Source organism: Sphingobacterium sp. MAE, from assembly GCF_056711605.1.
In genome coordinates this window covers 5255923-5275500 of the sequence record NZ_CM160044.1, presented here as the reverse complement: position 1 = coordinate 5275500, position 19578 = coordinate 5255923, and the positions used below count along the sequence as shown (strand labels likewise).

General features: G+C 35.6%; 20 protein-coding genes. 2 read left to right on the top strand and 18 right to left on the bottom strand.

Annotated elements, in window-relative coordinates:
* Positions 1-8: 8 nt before the first annotated feature.
* The 3 genes from AC06G9_RS22500 to AC06G9_RS22490 all read right to left on the bottom strand — a co-directional run bounded on the left by AC06G9_RS22500 (position 9) and on the right by AC06G9_RS22490 (position 2172).
* On the bottom strand, positions 9-1010 hold the full coding sequence (locus AC06G9_RS22500) for an agmatine deiminase family protein (RefSeq protein WP_480957283.1): 1002 nt from the start codon (positions 1008-1010) through the stop codon (positions 9-11).
* Between the two features lie 65 nt (positions 1011-1075).
* A complete protein-coding gene (locus tag AC06G9_RS22495) occupies positions 1076-1570 on the bottom strand; it encodes a hypothetical protein (protein ID WP_480957282.1) in 495 nt (164 codons plus the stop codon).
* Positions 1567-2172 carry a hypothetical protein gene (locus AC06G9_RS22490; RefSeq protein WP_480957281.1) on the bottom strand — a complete coding sequence of 202 codons (606 nt, stop codon included), beginning with the start codon at positions 2170-2172 and terminating at the stop codon, positions 1567-1569. Before AC06G9_RS22490 ends, AC06G9_RS22495 begins: the two co-directional genes overlap by 4 nt.
* A gap of 71 nt (positions 2173-2243) precedes the next feature.
* Between AC06G9_RS22490 and AC06G9_RS22485 the strand changes: the two genes are divergently transcribed.
* Entirely contained in the window at positions 2244-2480 is a 237-nt protein-coding gene (locus tag AC06G9_RS22485; protein WP_480957280.1) for a helix-turn-helix domain-containing protein, read from the top strand.
* 176 nt (positions 2481-2656) lie between these two features.
* Here the strand turns inward: AC06G9_RS22485 and AC06G9_RS22480 are convergent, their stop codons facing one another.
* The 8 genes from AC06G9_RS22480 to AC06G9_RS22445 all read right to left on the bottom strand — a co-directional run bounded on the left by AC06G9_RS22480 (position 2657) and on the right by AC06G9_RS22445 (position 9592).
* Positions 2657-2941 carry a hypothetical protein gene (locus AC06G9_RS22480; RefSeq protein ID WP_480957279.1) on the bottom strand — a complete coding sequence of 95 codons (285 nt, stop codon included), beginning with the start codon at positions 2939-2941 and terminating at the stop codon, positions 2657-2659.
* 77 nt (positions 2942-3018) lie between these two features.
* Positions 3019-3942 (bottom strand): hypothetical protein, encoded by a 924-nt coding sequence (locus AC06G9_RS22475; protein ID WP_480957278.1) that lies wholly within the window; start codon positions 3940-3942, stop codon positions 3019-3021.
* 1 nt (position 3943) lies between these two features.
* Entirely contained in the window at positions 3944-4258 is a 315-nt protein-coding gene (locus AC06G9_RS22470) for a helix-turn-helix domain-containing protein (RefSeq protein WP_480957277.1), read from the bottom strand.
* A gap of 67 nt (positions 4259-4325) precedes the next feature.
* Complete coding sequence (locus AC06G9_RS22465; RefSeq protein WP_480957276.1) at positions 4326-5558, bottom strand: site-specific integrase; 1233 nt, start codon at positions 5556-5558, stop codon at positions 4326-4328.
* 251 nt (positions 5559-5809) lie between these two features.
* On the bottom strand, positions 5810-6427 hold the full coding sequence (dcd, locus tag AC06G9_RS22460) for a dCTP deaminase (protein WP_480957275.1): 618 nt from the start codon (positions 6425-6427) through the stop codon (positions 5810-5812).
* The gene (locus AC06G9_RS22455; RefSeq protein WP_480957274.1) at positions 6427-7605 is read right to left on the bottom strand and encodes a hypothetical protein; all 1179 of its coding nucleotides are present in this window, start codon (positions 7603-7605) and stop codon (positions 6427-6429) included. The genes dcd and AC06G9_RS22455 overlap by 1 nt, the downstream gene beginning before the upstream one ends.
* Positions 7605-7916, bottom strand: coding sequence for a hypothetical protein (locus AC06G9_RS22450; RefSeq protein WP_480957273.1), 312 nt, complete (start codon positions 7914-7916; stop codon positions 7605-7607). Before AC06G9_RS22450 ends, AC06G9_RS22455 begins: the two co-directional genes overlap by 1 nt.
* Before the next feature lie 500 nt (positions 7917-8416).
* Positions 8417-9592 (bottom strand): MFS transporter, encoded by a 1176-nt coding sequence (locus AC06G9_RS22445; protein ID WP_480957272.1) that lies wholly within the window; start codon positions 9590-9592, stop codon positions 8417-8419.
* A gap of 260 nt (positions 9593-9852) precedes the next feature.
* Here AC06G9_RS22445 and AC06G9_RS22440 point away from each other — a divergent pair, with 260 nt between their 5' ends.
* Positions 9853-13035, top strand: a complete 3183-nt coding sequence (locus AC06G9_RS22440) for a S41 family peptidase (protein ID WP_480957271.1) — start codon at positions 9853-9855, stop codon at positions 13033-13035.
* A gap of 159 nt (positions 13036-13194) precedes the next feature.
* Here AC06G9_RS22440 and AC06G9_RS22435 read toward each other — a convergent pair whose 3' ends face one another.
* The 7 genes from AC06G9_RS22435 to bioD form a co-directional block, all read right to left on the bottom strand.
* The gene (locus tag AC06G9_RS22435) at positions 13195-13788 is read right to left on the bottom strand and encodes a LutC/YkgG family protein (RefSeq protein WP_045755806.1); all 594 of its coding nucleotides are present in this window, start codon (positions 13786-13788) and stop codon (positions 13195-13197) included.
* Positions 13785-15170 carry a lactate utilization protein B gene (locus AC06G9_RS22430; RefSeq protein ID WP_480957270.1) on the bottom strand — a complete coding sequence of 462 codons (1386 nt, stop codon included), beginning with the start codon at positions 15168-15170 and terminating at the stop codon, positions 13785-13787. Before AC06G9_RS22430 ends, AC06G9_RS22435 begins: the two co-directional genes overlap by 4 nt.
* Before the next feature lie 11 nt (positions 15171-15181).
* The gene (locus tag AC06G9_RS22425) at positions 15182-15925 is read right to left on the bottom strand and encodes a (Fe-S)-binding protein (protein ID WP_480957269.1); all 744 of its coding nucleotides are present in this window, start codon (positions 15923-15925) and stop codon (positions 15182-15184) included.
* 210 nt (positions 15926-16135) lie between these two features.
* Positions 16136-16516, bottom strand: coding sequence for a hypothetical protein (locus tag AC06G9_RS22420; RefSeq protein ID WP_480957268.1), 381 nt, complete (start codon positions 16514-16516; stop codon positions 16136-16138).
* A 154-nt stretch (positions 16517-16670) separates the two neighbouring features.
* Complete coding sequence (gene bioA, locus AC06G9_RS22415) at positions 16671-17942, bottom strand: adenosylmethionine--8-amino-7-oxononanoate transaminase (protein ID WP_480957267.1); 1272 nt, start codon at positions 17940-17942, stop codon at positions 16671-16673.
* Entirely contained in the window at positions 17927-18919 is a 993-nt protein-coding gene (bioB, locus tag AC06G9_RS22410) for a biotin synthase BioB (RefSeq protein ID WP_346569428.1), read from the bottom strand. Before bioB ends, bioA begins: the two co-directional genes overlap by 16 nt.
* 16 nt (positions 18920-18935) lie before the next feature.
* Positions 18936-19547 (bottom strand): dethiobiotin synthase, encoded by a 612-nt coding sequence (gene bioD / locus AC06G9_RS22405; RefSeq protein WP_045755812.1) that lies wholly within the window; start codon positions 19545-19547, stop codon positions 18936-18938.
* Positions 19548-19578 lie beyond the last annotated feature (31 nt).

The window sequence follows — 19578 nt, the reverse complement described above, 5'->3', positions numbered from 1 at the left end:
ATATCTTATCAGTAAATATAACTCAAACAATGTAAAGAGCCTCCGAATTGAGATAAATTATCACAATTCACTGTCTCGACTTTAAAACCTAATTTAGTGTATAAGTCTCTATTTACTCTGTTGTAATAATCTGTTTCTTTTCTGGTAGGTAAAGTATATTGAGGTAGCATTACTGTGTCATTAAGAATTATATTATTGAGATAAATACCTTTTGATACCGAATAGCAACCACTTCGTTTCTTCTTCTTACATTGACATTTAATAGTCTGATCTACAGGTCTATCTTCAATCCTCAATGTATGTAAGCCCAAATTATGAGCCGTTATTAATATATCATCTAAGTACTTATTATCTTCTCTTAGAAAAGGCATATTTGGATATATACTAACCGCTAGCTTTTCTTCACTTATAAATGATGCAATTCCATCAATATGACCAATAACATCATCTTCATGTTTTGGTATTATTATAGGTCTTATATTTAGATATTCTTCGATCATTTTCTCAATGTAATATTTTGAAAATGATGTATTATCTTCAATTACTTTTGAGGTTAAAAAGCCATATTTACTATTATTAATGAGATTCCCTCCGTCCCATATCAATGGAATATCTATTATCTCCTTTCCAATAAAAGCATTAACAACTTCTTTTGATAGTTGATTTATTTTTTTGAAATAACTCCATCTGTATCGATAGTCACAGTACATTGGAAAGTAAATAGGCTTTACCAATTTATTCTCATTGATAAAGCCTAACCAATCTCTTAACCAAATTTCATCCCAGTCTTCTAATAATATTGGCTGTATATTTTTATTATCTCCATTAGCAATCTTTTCATATAGATGATCTAAATCATTTGGATGAGATGTAATCAATTGAATATTTATATCATTTGGAATTTTTTGAATTAGCTCTTCAATTACGTTTGAAGCCTTATTAAAATTGTTCTTAAATGATTTTGGATAAGCTAAAATTATGTTATTTACTTTCTTAAAATCACAATTCATACGAAACTAGTTTTGTCCTAATTTTGCAAACGTAAAAAGGAGATTTTTGAACTCAAATTTCTCTTCTAATTTTGACAATCGTGAAGTTCCATTATTCTGTGTCTAATTTTTTTATCAAACCATTGTACAGAGACAAACATTCTTTTAGTATTTTTAAAGTGTGTTACAGTAATTTTCAATCCATCTTTACAATCTCTATATATCATAGTCAATGAGCTTGCTTTTCTATTAACTTCATCTCTAACAAAATTTAGTTTCAACTTCTTCTGCATTACATCAGGCAAGAAATCAAAAATGTTATTATCTCTTACGGTCACTTCATAAATAATAGAATTTCTATCAGATTTCGTAAAATCACTATGAACTAAATGATCTGTTTCATAAGATTTATAAGGTTCTATGTTATTTTTTGCTCTCTCTGCATAGTTGTATAATGTTTGTAAATCTTCAGTAAGCATATCATAATCAGTATCTTTAATTGAAAATATCTGACTTCTTACATTATTGATATTTACTATGAAAAATACGCATAGCAAAATTGATTTTAAATATCTATTCATAACTTCTTATAAAAATTCTTTTTGCCTTTATATATTGCTGGCGGATTTTTAGAATTGGAGTTATTGTTTTTTATTTGATTTTGTTTAGTGCCAATCTCTTTTTCTAGATCATTAAAACATTCTCCATTTGTAACGAGCGTAAAAATTTTTTTCCACGCATCTATACTATAATAATCATCAACAACTTTTGCTGTTTTTAAAACTATGAGACATTTTCCTTCGTAAGTCTTTATTGTTACTAAAGAGCATTTGATATTATCATCTATCCAAAACCCTGAATAGTTAGTTCTCAAAACTCTACCATATATTTCTTGAGTTTCTGTCTTTTGTTCTTTTTTAGTAATTTTTGCAGTCCAATCTTCTCCATCTTTCCATTTGATAGAAAACCTCTTTGATTTTTCATCAAGAATTACTCTTCCTTGTCGTCTTTCTTCATAGAATCTATAATATGGTTTATATTCATTTTGTCTCACCATTACAGGCTTATCATACTTAGATAATTGATAGCCATAAAATTGAATTTGATTTTCACTCTGTCCAAAAGTTGTTTCTGAAAACAAGAATGAAATAATGCACGTTAAAAGTTTAAAGTATTTGTTCATAATCGATCTTTTTTCAAAAATAGAGCATATATGCGTTTATTCAAAATATAAAAATAAGCCAAATTGCTTATGTGGTAAAAACTAAAAATATTGAACTTAATAAGGCTTTCGGAAATCATCTGAGAGAGCTTCGTGTTCAACAAAATCTATCACAAGAGGAATTAGCAAATGGAGCTAATATCCCTATCTCTCAAATTGGACGTATTGAGAGAGGAGAAGGAAATCCAACAATTAGTACTTTATTCCAAATTGCTTCAACTTTAAAAATTGAATTAAAGGAACTTCTCTTTTTTAATTATTCTGAATAAATCGCACCATAATTTATTATGGTTTATATACGGAAGAGTTTTTTGCGAACGCAAGATTTACCGAGGAGCAAAGAATTTTGCCGTATATGCCGTCTAATGCAGTATAAATCTCTATAAATTTTATATTACAGCTTTTTTAATATAAGGCTGCATGAGCAACCTTATATTCCTTAAAATTAATTGACAACATACAATTTCACATAACTACTAACATATTCAATCATTTCGTGTTCTGTAAGAAGATCGCTATGACCATTTTGAGCTAAAGTGTCTTTAAACGCTTGATAAAATTTAGCAATCAATTTATTTTCAATTTTTTCAATTTCATCATCTTCGTCAATAATTTTAGAAATTAAATCAATATTATGATTATCAATACCTTCTATTATATTGTATATTGATTCATCCAAATTTTGAATACTTTTTGATGGAATACCATCTTTTAATTTAATTGTTTTCATGTTTTTTTAATTTTTCATAGTATTCGATTTTCGTTTCATAATTACTAACGAGATATGAAACGATGCAGATTTTCGCATTAATGGTTACATAGGTATTTGATTTTTGAAAATATTTTATCACCTATGACGTTGTGATAATTATCTTCAGATTGACTTATTTTATTGTACACTTCTTTGCATTCATCTATGTATTTTGAATAGTTATGTCGTGACAAGTGAGTTGCTAAATCTTTTTTGAAACTTTTATTACAGAAGGCATAGACTTTATTTAATTCATCCACTGTTAAATCGCGACTTGTAAATGGAATCTTTTTAATATTATTATAACAATCATTTAAGTAATTGCCAAGGCTTAACCAGCTTTTAAGTTCAGTTAATGTTTCGAGTGAGATATCAGTAACACCAAGGACTGATCGAATTTTCCTTAATTGTCCATAGACAATTTCCATTCTAAGGAGGTTAACTTTAGCTAATTTAGATTCAGCCGATTTGTTATATAGTTTCAACTGATAATCAGACATAAATACTTTTCTTGTCTTTGGTTTCCCAATCGTTCCTCCCCAAGTGTCTATTGTTTCGAAGTGGTTGATAGAGTTACATACTTGAAAGGATTGATAGCGTTCCAAAATATCCATTGGTTTATAACCACCAGTATCTATATTGATACCTGTCTCTAATTTGGTAGAAATCTTAAATTCTTTTAGATCTCTTTCAAAATAGAACTCCGACAACATGTATGATAATGAAACAAAATTGCTGAAGCAAAAATCATTGTGATTACCATCGATTTTTATATCTGCATAAGTCCTATTATAGAACTTATGCAAACTATTCCTGATTTTTAGCATTTTAGCATTTGGATAATACTCAAGTTTAAGATTTTCCAAATGCACTACCATTTTTTCAGACTCAGTAGGCATTTCTATGTCGACTAAATCTAAAAATTTTTGATAGTCTCCAAAGGTGAAATTAGAAATAACTAATACTGTATAATCGATCATCTTAAGCCCTATTTTTAATAGCATTCAATACCTCATTTTTCGAGAAAAGTAACCTTCTTCCACATTTGGAATAAGGAATACAGTTATCTTTGATTCTCTTTGTAAGAGTTGTTTGTGAAATCTGTAACAAATTACAGATTTCCAATCGACTTAGTAAATCGTGATTTTCTTGATTAACTTTCATTGATTCTGTTTGAGATTCTTGTAGTTTTTGATTAAAGATTTGGAAGAAGACTTCAACTAAATTTTCAATTGATACCGTGGCTTCTATAGCAACCTCTTTTAAGTCGCATTTAGTGATAATTATTTTGTTCATATACAAATAGATTTGAAATTTTAAAAATTTTACAAGATGTTATTGAAAATAATTATTAATTAGGGTTTTAAATGTCTAATTTTTCTACCAATTGTGACTTTTGGAAGCTTGGTTCTATTTTATTATATCGGGCAAAAGAAGAGAGACTTTTATGATTGGTAATTGATCTAATAAGCTCAGAATCCATACCTTGATTGAAGAGGTAAGAGATAAAAGTTTTTCTACCAATATGGGTTGTTAATACTTCGTATAGTTTCCGAGGGAATTCACGTCGTTCTGAACCATAATATTTCACCTTAATGACATCCCTTGTCAATTCAGCTTGCTTTCCCAAATCTTTTAAATGAGCGTTCATTTTTTGATTAGATATAAATGGTAATAGTTTTTCCGTTTCATTGTTCTTATATTTATTAATGATATCGATTGCTAATGGATGAAGAGGAACGCTAACAGGTGTTTTAGTTTTTATTGATACATATTTTAAAATATCATTGATTATATTATTTTTCTTTAAGTTGGATGCATCAGAATATCTAAGTGATGTAAAACAAAGAAACATAAAGCAATCCCTAACTTGATCTAAGTACTTATTATTGCATAAGTCTAAATTTTTTAATGCCAGTATCTCTTCCTTTTGTAAAGAAATGATTTCAGGATCTTTTGCTGAAAAAGTAAATGTTTTATAAGTGATATTTTTATTATATGTGCGTTGACTACAGTAATTTAGAAATTGTTTAAGGGTCTGAGTGTATTTTGCCACTGTTACGTTTGAATGATTCATTTTAGTAATTAAGAACGAAACATATTTGTGATAAAACTCTGTATCGATCATACTAAATTCAATTCCGATTCTATTATTTTTGGAAAATTTGGAAAGTAGATCCAATGAAGTTTTATGTTTTTTAACTGTATTTTTAGCACATTTCAGTTCAACATTTTCAATATATTCAGCATAGTACTCCCAAAAAGTTTTATTGCTACTTGTTTTAACTTGATTCAATATATTTCTGATATAGGTCACAGAAACATTTACATTATTTAATTTTGCATCTAGATATATTTTTTCAAGTTTTGAACTATGCTTGTGTATTACAGCATTTAATTCAATACTGTTGATAACAGAAGGTTTAATTCGATGATTTTTAGAGTCCCAATTTTTTCGATCAACTGTTAATCCTGTTTGAGTCCATAAGCGTTTACCTTCAAAAGTAAAATCAATTACGATTGGAACATTTTTTTCTCTAAGAAGTCCTGTTTTTGCGTCAATTCTTTGTTCTAATTTTGCTGTTGCTTTTGCCATATTTTTGTTATTAAATTGTTTTAAATTAATATATAATAATATATAAATATTTGTATATCAGTTTATTGCAATTGTAATGACCTTGTATGGAAAATCAATGAGAAAAGTTGAGAAAGTCGTTTATAAATAATTGGTTTATATATATTCTTATACTTATTTTATAAATTAATTTTAGCTAATTTTAAAAATCAGAGAATAAAAAAGGCTTTCTATTATTAGAAAGCCTCCTGTATACATTATTTATTATATAATTACTTATTGTTGATTTTCTTCCACAGATTGTTTAAAATAATTAAATCATTGTCCGAAGAAATTTTAGCTGGTTGTGGACGTATCGCACACGAATATTTTCTATTAACTTTGAAGTAGTTTACTTCATCACTAATTTTATGTAAAATCCCTTGAAATATTCGCGAACCAACAGTAAGGTTTATGGGACATAGGTTATTGTTGGTTAGTTCTAATGATAGGCATCCGCAGTATCCAGGTTGAGCAATGGTAGATAATGTTAAACCTAGTCGTGAATATGAACTACGCATATTAAGGCTTAATAAAATATCTCTTGGAAGTTTTACATATTCAAGACTAGATGCAAGAACTGTTTGATGAGGGTATAAAGTAATTGTTTCTCCCAGTTGTCTTCTCGTTTCTGAAAAAAACGATTTTAAATCTTGAGATTTCCCAAATTCTTCATTAAGTGATGTTGTTATTAATGGGTTTCTACCTAATGATGAAACAAGAAAATTAGTTCCGAGCCTAAAATCAATACTAACTTCTCCTATTTGTGACTCTTCAAGTAATGGTCTAATTACAAGATCGTGCTTTTTAATTAGAGCATCAATTTCTTTATGAGAGAGTATTGTTGACATTATTTATTTTCCTTCCAATTTTTATTAATAAAATAATTTCCAATTGATTTTTCAACAAGATTATTTATTATACTGTAATAGTTGCTTTGAGTAATATCTTCAAAACTATCACCATTTGTTTCAATAAATTTGTCTTTCGAATTTAGCCATGTTCTCCATCCGTAGTCAAAAATACCATGAAGCTCATCTTTACAAGAAGCTTCAAATGGAATTAAATGATAAAAGTCATCAGATTCAATAGTTTTATACCTAATTCTTAGTTCTTCACCTGAAAGTTGTTGAATTGAATTAACTAGGAATTCTATTACCCTATTTGTCTTGCCATCTAGAAAGGTTTCCACCATTTCCATTCTTAATTTCGTGTCTGGATGGGTGTATGATTCAGAATTACTATATTGGAATGAAATATAATTTATGTATATATTTGAATTTATTCCAATATATTGTGAAGCAAATATATCGCAAAAATATTCAGCCAAATGATTAATAAAGCAGTTCATTATTCTATCCAAATTCTCTGCTGGAGTATTATCATCAACTTCTAAAATATCTGGGATTATTGAGGGAAAGTAATGATGTAAATCTTGGTGATTAAATCCAAATTCACTATCATTTATAATTAAATTAACAGTATTTCTTACGACACTCAGCTGATTATCAATGAAGTGACCTAACTCATGATATAAAGGAACTGTGCAGAAATAATCTTTGGACAAAGTAAATGGCAAATTTATTTTAACCAATTTTTTTTCAAAAGATATTCCAAATTTAAACTGTAGGTCTTTATAAAATAACTCTGTGAAAGATTCGAGGGAATAACTGAATGAATATAATTCCTTTTTTAGGCCAGTCACAATAATATAATCATCCGGGTTGATCCAATCTTCCATAGCATCCTTTAAACATAAAACCATTTCATAAGGTATGGTATTTAAAGTGTTGTCTTTCAATAGTGTGATACTACTTAAAATAAACTCTAAATAGGTCTTATAAATTGATAGCTGGTTAGGATCTGTTAAAGTATTAAAATCTGTGTCTCTAAGATGATCGAATAGACTAATTAAATTTTTATGGTAGTCTTGTTTGTGACTGTCTGAATATGTGTCTTCTCTACTATTTGATAGTAACTGTCCAACTTCTTCTAACTGAAGTTGTAAAACTTTAATTAATAGATCCATTAAAAGGATAATGCAAATTTTTCCTGTTCTTTATGCGCTAAAATTTGTTCTAGCTTATCTAAATCCTGATTTGATACATTATCAAGATTTAATTCTTGAAGCCAAGGTTTTGCTATTCTTGATATAAGAATTTTTAATCTTCTAGATTCTGGATCAGTTTCGAATAATTGTTTATTACCAGAAGCTAAATCTTTAGAATCCTTTAATATACTTTTTACATACTCTAAATAAGATGAATCCATTTTTGCATTAGCAATGAAATACTTAATGAATCCTAAATCCTCATTTTGGTTGTTTACAGCGAATAACATATATCTCAGATTAAGAATAAAATTTCTGTTAAAAGTGATTATTTTATACTCTTTTTTATAGAAAAAGTTATCAACACATGTTGGTAACTTTTGTTTTGTTGGTTCTTGCTTTAAGTTTTACAAAAATATAATAAATTTTTAGAATTAAAAAAATAAAGTTATATGTTGAGTAAAAATTAGGATTTATAAATATGATGAATATTGATGCGGGGTAATTTTGAATAGTTTCTGCATACAAAATCTCATACAAATTTTTCTTTTAGTATTAAATAGACAACTCTAGTATATTGGAAATCTTAAAAATTTATGCTTGAATAAAGTTTTAGCATTTCCAATTTTATAATGAAGTATGATATTTCATTATGAATGTGTCAATTCTGCTTGGGGCTACAAAATAATAAATGTGAGATCGCTCAATGACCTCACATTTATTATTTTATACGATGAGGAGACCCATCTCTAACCTTTGATCGCGCTCATAATCAATAGATATAAATTGCTTAGCCTTTAAATACCTTTAATTTACTGGCCATCACAAACATCATAATGCCGAATAAAGAAAATACACCATAAGAATAGCGTAAACTTGTCAGCTCTGCAATATATCCAATCAGAGGCGGTCCCATTAGGAAGCCCAAAAAGCTGATGCTCGATACCATGGCTAATGCTACACCCGAAGGGACATGTTTGTTTTGTCCAGCGACACTATATACCGTTGGTACATTGCAGGCAACACCAATACCGACCATCATAAAGGCAAGTGTTGAAATATAGAAGTCCGGAAAAATCACGGAGGTCATCATACCGGTAAACATAAGGATACCACTAATTTGCAAGGTGCGTTTTCGTCCAAGCCGACTAATAACAGCGTCGCCAATAAATCGACCTAATGCCATCATCACCATGAAGGAAGCATAACCCACGATAATAAACTGCTCGGGAGCATGAACGATCTCCTTAAAATAGACACCACTCCAATCAAACATGGCGCCTTCTGTTGCCATGCTAAAAAATCCAATGATGCCCAATTGCACTAAGCTACTTTCTGGTTTCGAGAAAAAAGAGGTCTTTTTAGTTTGAACCGCTTTTCCCGGTACCAGGTATCGGTAATTGATCGTCGTATTGATGACTATTAATATAAAAATAATCATAAAATGGGGTATGGTATCGACAGCAATATTCATGGTGAGCAGGCCAATGAGTGCACCTATAAATCCAGCAATGCTCCATGCGCCGTGAAAAGAAGACATGATTGATTTCTTGAATATTTTTTCAGCCGCCACACCTTGCGTATTGACCGCGATATTGCACATGTTGCCAACCACCCCAAATAAGAATAAAACCGCTCCCAATTCCCAGGCATTTCGTGCAAATCCTACCAAGCAAAGTACTAAAGCATAGATAATGGCTACAATCCGTAATACCTTTGCACTGCCGTATGTGGTCACTAATTTTCCTGACAGTGCCATCGTCACCAATTGTCCCACCGGTAGCATCAATAATATGGTTCCCAATTGGCCTTCAGTAAGATCTAAGCGCTCTTTGATAATTGGAATACGACTTGCCCAAGAGGCAAATGCTAGTCCTTGGCAAAAATAAAATAGAGATACGGCAATCCGAATGCGATTGCGTTTTTGATAAAGCTCTTCTTCAGAGTAGGTTAGGGTTGAGTCCATTGTTGATGTTATGAGTGACCAAAGTTACATGTAAGAAATTAAAATTTAGGTACAGGTCTATTTCTTCTTTCAAAATAAGACCCGATTTAATTTACACCAATCAGTACCGACGGTCAGTTTTTGATACAACACTTTGTTTTTAAAACAGTTTTAGTAAAGAGTACAATTTGTGCAATCAGTCGATGGATTATTTATTGGTTTTTAACAAGTTCTTAAGTAACTTTATAGAGTCATATCATCCATTAACCACCTATAAAAGTATGATCAAAAAATTTTTGTTGGGTACTTGTCTTACCCTTTGTGGAGCTGTGCTTACATTCGCGCAGCAGCAGCCGACTTTTTTATCGCATCCGACCTTAAGTCCTGATGGAAAAATCCTTGTTTTTAGTTTTGAAGGCGATCTATGGAAGGTCGAAAGTGAGGGCGGAGTGGCTGTCAGGCTCACCGGCATGGAAGGCAACGAAATTAATCCGCGGATATCACCTGATGGAAAACAGCTTGCCTTTTCTGCGAATCAGAATGGAAATATGGACGTCTATGTCATGCCATTAGCAGGTGGTGATATCCGTCAACTCACCTCTCATGAAGGGGCAGATGAAATAGACAGCTGGAGCTGGGACAGCAAAACGCTCTATTTTACTTCTACCCGTTACAACCGAATGAGTAGCTATCAAGTTGCCGCCACAGGCGGTACGGCAAAACGCTTATTTCCACATTATTTCAATTATATCAGTCAAGTCGTGGAGACACCTTCAGGGGAACTGTTGTTCAATGACAGTTGGGAGGGTTACAGTTCTGCAAACCGGAAGCGATATAAAGGAGCATTCAATCCCGACATAAAATCATATAATCCCAAGACAAAAGCATTTAAGCAATATACCGATTATAACGGCAAAGACTTTTGGCCTACTGTAGATCAGCATGGAAAGATCTATTTTGTTTCCGATCAGGGAAATGCAGAATATAACCTTTACCAGCTCATCAATGATAAGCCAACAGCATTGACCTCATTTAAAGAGTCTATTAAAAGACCTGCTGTGGCTGCCAATGGAAAAACGATAGCCTTTGAAAAAGGATATCAGCTGTTTCTCTATGATGTAGCATCAAAGAAAGTGACACAGCCCAATATTGCATTAAGTAGAAATCAGGTGCTTGGCAAAAGCAAAGAATTTAATGTCAATAGCAATATCAGCTATTTTGATGTTGCGATGGATGGAAAGAAAATGGCTTTTGTGTCTAGAGGTGAACTTTTTGTTTCGGACAGCGAAGGTAAGTTTATCCGTCAGATGCCGAGTCAAGGACAGCGCATTATGGAAGTAAAGTGGCTCAAGGATAATAAAACATTGCTTTATAGTCAGACCTATCAAGGATATCTAAACTGGTATACGCGTAGTGCGGATGGTACGGGCGAAGTCAAACAATTGACCCAAGATCTTCGAAACAATAGAGAGATTACATTTAATACGGATAAATCGCAAGCAGTCTACTTAAGCGGAAGGGACGAGGTTAGGGTATTGGACTTGACGAGTCTGAAAAGTAAAACAGTTGTTAAAGATGAGCTGTGGGCTTTCCAAAATTCATCTCCATCCTTCTCCCCAGATGGTAAATATCTTTTATTTACGGCTATCCGCAATTTTGAGCAAGATATATTTGTCCATCAGCTCGCGTCAAACCAGACAACCAATTTGACCAATACGGGTGTGTCAGAAACCTCTCCTTCTTGGTCTCCAGACGGAAAATATATCTATTTTGCCAGCAATCGTACAAAACCAGCTTTCCCTACAGGAATGCAAAATTCGAGTATTTTCCGCATGGCACTGGAAAATTTTGATGAACCGTATCGAAATAATAAATTCAACGAATTATTTAGTCAGCCAGTAAAAAAAGATACCATTGCGGACAAAAAGACTGATGATCAATCAAAAGGTAAGGATAAGAAAGATGAAAAAGCAATCGCCACCCATACACCTAGTGATAAAAAGGTAGTGGTGACTATTGATCTGCAAGGTTTACGAGACCGTATCGAACAAGTGAGCCCGGCTTTTGGAACACAGTCCGATCCGATCGCCATACAAAAAGGAGAAAAGAATTATGTTTTCTTCTCATCCAACCACGAAGGGAAATACAGTCTGTACAGAACGATTTATGAACCATTTGAAACGAGCAAAACAGAGAAGGTGATCGAGAGCGGGATTAATCAATTTACAGAAGCGAATGGTAAATATTTTATCCTCAATAAAGGTGCTATACAAAAATATAATCTTGAGCAAAATAAGCTTGATGCAATAAATATCAATTTCAAGTTTAACCGTGATCTAGAAAATGAGTTTAAGCAAATGTTCTATGAGACTTGGGCTGGATTGGAGGAAAACTTCTATGATAGTACTTTCCACGGTATCGATTGGGGAGTGATGAAAAAGAAGTATGAACCTTATCTGACAGTGGTTAATAACCGCAGCGATCTACGGATTTTACTCAATGATATGTTGGGCGAGTTAAATTCATCGCATCTCGGATTTAGTTCAATGGGAGCAGAAGAGCGCAAGCCATTTGGATTTGTGACCAATGAAATAGGCGTTCTGTTTAATCAGGAAAACCCTTATCAGATCGAGCATATTGTCAATAATAGTCCAGCTTCACGAAAAGGTGTAGATCTAAAAGAAGGGGATGAAATCATAGCAGTCAACGGCAATAAGGTGGATCCAAAGATCGATCGTGATGTCTATTTTACCTGGCCGTCACTGGCAGAAGAAGTCCAATTAACTATTAAGCGTGCAGGAAAAGAGATCATGGTCAATATCCGTCCCTTGACAAGTACCGCCTTTAAGGATCTTATCTACGATGAATGGATAAAGAGCAATCGTGGTAAAGTGGATACCTGGAGTAAAAGTAGGATCGCTTATTCGCATATGAAAAATATGGGCGGACCGGAATTGCAGCGCTTTTTAATAGATATGGCGGAACAAGAAAATAATAAAGAAGGTATTATTTTAGATTTACGATACAACACCGGAGGCAATGTACATGATGAAGTCTTGCGTTTTCTATCGCAAAGACCTTACCTGCAATGGCAATACCGAGGCGGTAAAATGGCGCCACAAAGTAACTTTGCGCCAGCATCAAAACCCATTGTATTGTTGATCAACGAGCAGTCTTTAAGTGATGCTGAGATGACTGCAGCTGGATTTAAAGAATTAAAATTGGGTAAGATCATCGGAAATGAAACGTATCGCTGGATCATCTTTACCTCGGCAAAGGGATTGGTAGACGGATCTAATTATCGCCTACCTGCTTGGGGCTGTTATACTTTAGATGGCAAAGATCTGGAATACACAGGTGTAGCGCCAGATATTTTTGTGCATAATACCATTGCTGATCGATCTAATGATCGAGACCCCCAGTTAGAAAGAGCTGTGCAAGAAATATTGAAAGATTTAAAATAAGGATAACATTTAAAAACCTAAAAAGACCAGATTCGGGATGTGAAATCTGGTCTTTTTTGTTTTATGATCTTACGAGTAAGTGGAGGGTTTATTCCATCATGAACCTTGTGATGATTGAACAAGATGATGATATGAATAGGTTGACGGATAAAATAATGACTATGCTTGCTGTTTTAAAAAGAAAACGGTCAGGCTGCGTGCTCCTTGGGCACCGCGGACTAGGTAAGCACCGATATCTGCTGTAGCAGAGGGGCCCATGACAAAACATCCATAAGTGGAAGCCTGAAAATCAATTTTACGATAGGCGGTATGCATATTTTCCGTGATTAAATCAGGATCCAGTAAAATGGCAAGATGCTGAGAAAGAAAACCCAAAGAATTTACTTGCAACGAATTTTCTGTTAACCATATCATGCCCATTTCTGCGACACCAAACTCAGCTCGAATGATCCCTAAGTCTACGTCCTCCAATTCCCTAGGATGGGCAATAGCTTGGATTGATTTGCTTCCCTCCCACTCCGAAGTTGCAGAACAAGTGACTCGTGTATCTGGAAGTTTTTGGCGCATGATTTCCTTTGCTTCATCGATACTGCCTACCTCATAGCTTTCTCCTCCAGAAAGTCCCAGATTTACGATAAATTTATCTTTTAGATTAGTACCTTGTTTTTCATAGGTTGGTATCGTTGGATAATCCACCTTTTGAGCAGGAAGATTCTGCCGTATAGCTGCTAATAATTCTTCTAGTGAACTCATTTTTTCAATCTATTTTTAATATACCAATCCCTAAAAGTTTCTTTTTTGATTTCTGGCAATTCGCGATGTTTACCCCAAGCATTTAGCTTTTTATGGTACAATAACCAATTCGGAGTCAGTTTCATTCCATAGTAAGCAGCTTTCTCTGCCAATCGGAATAATTTTGGATTCGCAAACACTTTTTCTACTGCCCCGAAAGCATAGTGAAGTGTTTTAGAGGATTCATTTATGTTGACCATGCGCTGCCTCCACAGACCGATCTGCTCCGCGATATTGATACGGACGGGGCACACCTCAGAACAAGAGCCGCACAAAGAGGAGTGGAATGGAAGTTCGCTGAATTTGGATTCATCAAACGTCGGGTCGATAATAATGCCAATAGGTCCTGAATAAGTTGCGCCATAGGCAAGTCCCCCACTGCGACGATAGACTGGACAGGTATTCATACAGGCGCCACAGCGGATACATTTTAAAGATCGCCAAAAATCTTCCATACCAAGACGACGGCTTCTGCCATTGTCCGTGAGTACGATATGCATTTCGGTACCCGATTCGCGAGGACCCATAAAATGAGAGGTGTAACGGGTCGCGGGAGTACCCAGGGCACTTCGAGATAAGAGTCGGATAAATAAACCCAGATCTTCCGTCTTAGGTAGGATTTTTTCGATCCCAATACTTGCAATATGCAGCGGTGGGATGCTCGCCGTCAAATCAGCATTACCCTCATTGGTGCAGACGACAAAAGCTCCAGTTTCGGCAATAGCGAAATTTGCACCTGTTAGACCAGCGTGGGCTTCCAAAAATTTGGGACGTGCATTATTGCGCATTGCTTCAGTCAATTGCTGTGGATCATCTTCGTTGGGATCCGTACCAATCGTTCGCGCAAAAAGTTCGGCGACATCTGCAGTTGTTTTGTGGATAGCGGGCATGACGATGTGACTTGGCATCTCTCCGGAGAGTTGTTGAATGCGCTCTCCAAGATCCGTTTCGATCAACTCGATCCCCCTAGCCTCTAGAAAAGCACCCATTTCACATTCTTCCTGCAACATGGATTTACTTTTCACGATTTTAGTCGCATGGTGACTTTTTAGAATATCATAAACAGTTTGATTGTGCTCAATGTCATCCTTTGCAAAATGAACGATCACGCCACGTTTAGTAGCTTCGGTCACAAACTGTTGGACATATTGGTCTAAGTGTGTCAAGGTATGCTCTTTGATCTGGGAAGCCAGATCACGCATCTGTTCCCATTCGGGAATACCAGAAGCTGCGGTATCCCGTTTCATACGGGCATTCCAAAGGTTTTTATCATGAGTCGGCTGATGGATGTCATCCATGTAGATGAAATCTGCCGCATTTTGGTCAACTTTAACTTTACTCATCTTCGTTCTAATTAAAAAGGACCGTTGTTCAATACTTGTGCGATATGTACAAATTTTAAAGGTGCCTTTTGGCGCTTGGCTATACCCTCTTGATGCATCAAGCAAGACATGTCTGGAGAAACAATACAAGTCACTTCATGTTGCATATAATCAGCGACTTTATCTTGCCCCATTTTAACACTCACGGCTTCATCTGTTACGCAAAACGTACCCCCAAAACCACAGCATTCGTCTGGACGGGTGATCCGTTCTATCGTTACCCCTTGTACCTTACCTAACAACTCCTCTGTTTTATTGAAATACGGTTCCTGCCATTCCGATCTGGACTGTATATGTAGGCCACGTATAGCGCTACAACTATTGTGTACAGCGACCTTATGATTATAAGTCGCCCACGGAAATTCCTTGACTTGCAAGATATCGGTCAAAAATTCGACCAGTTCGTATGTGTTTTTACGCACATGCTCTACTTTTTTAGTCTGTGGAATAGCATCAAAATGCATGCGAACATGCTTGACACAGCTTCCCGCAGGACCAACCATGTAATCGAAACTTTCAAAATTATCACAGAAGAGCTGTTCTGAAGAAGCTGCATTTTTTTGATCACCTTCATTTCCCATAGGTTGACCACAGCAGGTTTGATTTAAAGGTACGACTACGTCTACTCCAAGGCGTTCCAATAGTTCTAATGTTGCAATACCAACTTCAGGATAGATGGCATCTATATAACAAGGAATAAATAATCCTACACGCATATTGTTGATTTAGATTGATGGGCTAAGTTTACAAATAATATTCGAAAATACTGTTCTTAACTGTGATGGTACAGCAATAAAATGACGATAACGATCTTTTTTATAAAAAAGATGGCGACACCCGCTTGATCATCTCAGTGGTAGTACTAAAAACAAAATCCACAGAAAAGATATCCCGTGGATTTTGTTTTTTTTAAATGATTTGATTTCTTATTTTTTCTGAACTAAGAGCGCTTTGAGAACTTCGATCGTTTCATTTTTTGCTGCGATGGTTTCTTTAAGTGCCAAGATCGTTTCTTGATGTCCAGAGTTTTCTGAATATGTCGTTGAGGTTAATTGCGCTGTTTCGTTTGGCGATAAATACAGCTGATTGCTCGCTCCGACTAAGTAGTCCGTATTGATATAATTGTATGAAATTTTCATATCATGGATATGTTGAACACTCACCTTCTTACGTTCAGTTTTGAGATCATTGATCCCAACTTTAGTTTCGTTGATTAATTTACCGAGCTCTACGTATGTTTTTAATTCGCCTTTTTTCTTTAAATTCTCGAATAGGAGAAAGAAACGTTCGTTGTATGAAATTGACATTTTGTATGAATTGTTTTTACTATTGTTTTTTGATAGATGATATACTCATACTATCTTTGATTTTAGCATGTGCAAACATACATTTTATGTGTCGATCTGGTACGATAAAAGTGAACTTATTGTCAATTAAATAGCATCGGTAGATCCAAATACACTAGTAGAGCTGCAGTGCATCGATGATGACGGTATAGATATAATCAAGATCATCATCGCTTATGCAGTAAGGAGGAACGAGATAAATGATATTGCCCAATGGTCTGATCAAGATGCCTCGGCTTAAAAAATAGGGGTATAAGACCTCACTTAAAACACTAAAATAAGATGTTTTTTCATCCTGTTGTAGCTCGATAGCCAAAATAGTTCCCGTTTGCCTAGCATATTTGACCTTTGGATCCAGTACAATATGAGCAAGAAAGGTCTGATGCTTCTGTTCAATAGCTGTTATTCGATCACGAGTTTCCTTTTTTAATAAGAGTTCCATGCTTGCCAAGGCAGCTGCGCAGGCCAAAGGATTAGCTGTAAAGGAGTGACCATGGTAGAGAGCCTTTTTTTTATCATCGGCATAAAAAGCATCATAAATAATCGAGGAGCAAGTGGTCAGGCCTAAAGGCATGGTACCACCCGTAAGTCCTTTTGAAAAGCACATCACATCCGGATATTCGGTTAGGTGATCTGCCGCAAATAATTTACCCGTGCGCCCAAAACCGACAAAGATCTCATCTTGAATCATTAGAATACCTTTTTGACGGCAATAGTTCATGAGCATATTTAGATCTTCAGCTTTATGCATCAGCATACCAGCCGCCCCTTGTATCAAAGGTTCGTAGATGAAACATGCGACGTCGTCAACATACTGGTCGATTTCTTCGAATAAGGATGCTATATTGTCGTGGGTCGGTATATCGATAAAAATAACATCAAAAAGAAGATGCCCAAATGGTTCGGTCCATACCCCACGTGCACTCACCGACATGGCACCAAATGTGTCACCATGATAAGCATTTTGAAAGGCTAGGATTTTTGATTTCTTATGCCCCTTGTTCGCGTGGTATTGTACACACATTTTAAGTGCGACCTCCACAGCTGTCGATCCATTATCCGTGTAGAATACTTTTTCTTGATTGCTCGGAAGGAGCTTTAATAAATTTTCGGCTAGCTGTATGGCTGGTTCATGTGTAAATCCTGCAAATATCACCTGTTCAAGGGTATTGAGCTGGCGGTACACGCGGTCTGCTATGTAAGGATGGGCGTGACCATGTAGCGTCACCCACCAAGAGGAGACAGCATCGATATAGCGCTTGCCCTCGTTGTCATAGAGGTAAGTTCCTTCAGCGCGCACGATAGGCACGATCGCTGATGCCCCTTTCATTTGTGTATAAGGATGCCAATTTACTTTTTGATCCCGTGCTCTTAAATCGTCGTGCATGATCCCTCCTTGATTCCTTTGGCTAGGGGCTGGAGTCCCAATGTCTGGAACATCTTCATATCCTGAGATACACCGGGGTTGGGAGTCACCAATAATGTTTCTTGTTCACCAGTAAAAATAGAATTTGCTCCAGCCATAAAACACCATGCCTGTTCGGTTTCACTCATCTCAACGCGCCCTGCACTGAGTCTTACCATAGCCTTAGGCATGACGATACGGGCCGTCGCAATCATTCTGACCATATCCCAGATGTCGACCTTTGGATTATTTTCTAAAGGAGTGCCCTTTACTCGAGCTAGTGCATTGACAGGGACGGATTCAGGATGCTTGGGCATTGTTGCTAAGGTTAATAGCATAGAGATGCGGTCTTTGTGAGACTCTCCTAATCCAATGATGCCGCCAGAACAAACGGTGATGCCCGCTTTGCGGACATGGTTGATGGTATTGATCCGATTGTCAAATGTACGGGTCGAAATAATCTCGTCATAATAGTGTTCTGAGGTGTCCAAATTGTGATTATAAGCATATAAACCCGCTTCTTGTAGACGTATTGCTTGCTGTTCGGTCAACATCCCTAATGTACAGCACACTTCTAGCCCCAGTGCATTGACTCCCTTTACCATATCAATAATTCTGTCAAAATCACGGTTGTCACGCACTTCTCTCCAGGCAGCGGCCATGCAAAATCGAGTGGAGCCATTCTTTTTTGCCTTTTTAGCATGATCGATTACGGTTTCTGTCGGTAAGAGCGCCTGTACATGGATGTCAGTATGGTAGCGCGCCGCTTGACCACAATACGAGCAGTCTTCAGGGCAGCCTCCGGTCTTGACAGACAGTAAGGTGCACACTTGTACTTCTGCAGGATTGTGAAATTCTCGGTGCACCGTAGCGGCTTGGTATATAAGCTCCATGAGGGGCTGATCATAGATTTGCTGTATTTCTTCTTTGGTCCAGTTGTTTCTGATCTTTGTTTTCATATTGTATTCGTTTGTGTTAAAGAGTTAAACCATGGGCAAGATTGCTGATGGCTTGTGCCGTTATTGCGCTTAAATGCGGTATATGGATCACCCGAGTATCGGATGGTATGTGCTGGCTAATCACCTTTTTTGAATCGGGGTCGATGCCACCATTAAATAGGATATATTTCAAATGCAGGTTTCGTTGTTTTATGGCATTGATTGATAGCAAGGTATGATTGATGCAACCGAGATAGTCTTTGACTACTAGGGCAACAGGAACTGCAAATGATTGTATTAAATCAATCATAAAATGGTTATCATTAATCGGGACAAACAAGCCTCCGGCACCTTCTATGACCAGATGATTGTCTGTTGTCGGGACTTCAAAGTCCGCTAGAGCAATGCTGACCGCTTCTAGTGCTGCCGACTTATGTGGTGATGCTGCAAGCTTTAGTTTATACCGTTCGCTGTGGATGACCACATCGCCTTGTAGCAGATCATAGATGCGCATACTGTCTGTTGCATGCAGTTCTCCAGATTGAATAGGTTTCCAATAGTCCGCTTTCAAATATTGTGTCAATACAGCAGCACATATTGTTTTCCCGATTTCTGTCCCGATTCCGGTGATAAATAGTTGTTCTTTCATAGCTATTTAAAATGTTATTTTTCTTTTACTA

Excerpts from the sequence above, each read along its gene's own strand:
- bioA (WP_480957267.1), bottom strand. The coding sequence starts at position 17,942 with ATGCACGACGATTTAAGAGCACGGGATCAAAAAGTAAATTGGCATCCT.
- AC06G9_RS22435 (WP_045755806.1), bottom strand. The coding sequence starts at position 13,788 with ATGAGTTCACTAGAAGAATTATTAGCAGCTATACGGCAGAATCTTCCT.
- AC06G9_RS22425 (WP_480957269.1), bottom strand. The coding sequence starts at position 15,925 with ATGCGTGTAGGATTATTTATTCCTTGTTATATAGATGCCATCTATCCT.
- AC06G9_RS22490 (WP_480957281.1), bottom strand. The coding sequence starts at position 2,172 with ATGAACAAATACTTTAAACTTTTAACGTGCATTATTTCATTCTTGTTT.
- AC06G9_RS22430 (WP_480957270.1), bottom strand. The coding sequence starts at position 15,170 with ATGAGTAAAGTTAAAGTTGACCAAAATGCGGCAGATTTCATCTACATG.
- dcd (WP_480957275.1), bottom strand. The coding sequence starts at position 6,427 with ATGTCAACAATACTCTCTCATAAAGAAATTGATGCTCTAATTAAAAAG.
- AC06G9_RS22470 (WP_480957277.1), bottom strand. The coding sequence starts at position 4,258 with ATGAACAAAATAATTATCACTAAATGCGACTTAAAAGAGGTTGCTATA.
- AC06G9_RS22445 (WP_480957272.1), bottom strand. The coding sequence starts at position 9,592 with ATGGACTCAACCCTAACCTACTCTGAAGAAGAGCTTTATCAAAAACGC.
- AC06G9_RS22465 (WP_480957276.1), bottom strand. The coding sequence starts at position 5,558 with ATGGCAAAAGCAACAGCAAAATTAGAACAAAGAATTGACGCAAAAACA.
- AC06G9_RS22475 (WP_480957278.1), bottom strand. The coding sequence starts at position 3,942 with ATGATCGATTATACAGTATTAGTTATTTCTAATTTCACCTTTGGAGAC.
- AC06G9_RS22440 (WP_480957271.1), top strand. The coding sequence starts at position 9,853 with ATGATCAAAAAATTTTTGTTGGGTACTTGTCTTACCCTTTGTGGAGCT.
- bioB (WP_346569428.1), bottom strand. The coding sequence starts at position 18,919 with ATGAAAACAAAGATCAGAAACAACTGGACCAAAGAAGAAATACAGCAA.
- AC06G9_RS22495 (WP_480957282.1), bottom strand. The coding sequence starts at position 1,570 with ATGAATAGATATTTAAAATCAATTTTGCTATGCGTATTTTTCATAGTA.
- AC06G9_RS22500 (WP_480957283.1), bottom strand. The coding sequence starts at position 1,010 with ATGAATTGTGATTTTAAGAAAGTAAATAACATAATTTTAGCTTATCCA.
- AC06G9_RS22420 (WP_480957268.1), bottom strand. The coding sequence starts at position 16,516 with ATGTCAATTTCATACAACGAACGTTTCTTTCTCCTATTCGAGAATTTA.
- AC06G9_RS22455 (WP_480957274.1), bottom strand. The coding sequence starts at position 7,605 with ATGGATCTATTAATTAAAGTTTTACAACTTCAGTTAGAAGAAGTTGGA.
- bioD (WP_045755812.1), bottom strand. The coding sequence starts at position 19,547 with ATGAAAGAACAACTATTTATCACCGGAATCGGGACAGAAATCGGGAAA.
- AC06G9_RS22450 (WP_480957273.1), bottom strand. The coding sequence starts at position 7,916 with ATGTTATTCGCTGTAAACAACCAAAATGAGGATTTAGGATTCATTAAG.
- AC06G9_RS22480 (WP_480957279.1), bottom strand. The coding sequence starts at position 2,941 with ATGAAAACAATTAAATTAAAAGATGGTATTCCATCAAAAAGTATTCAA.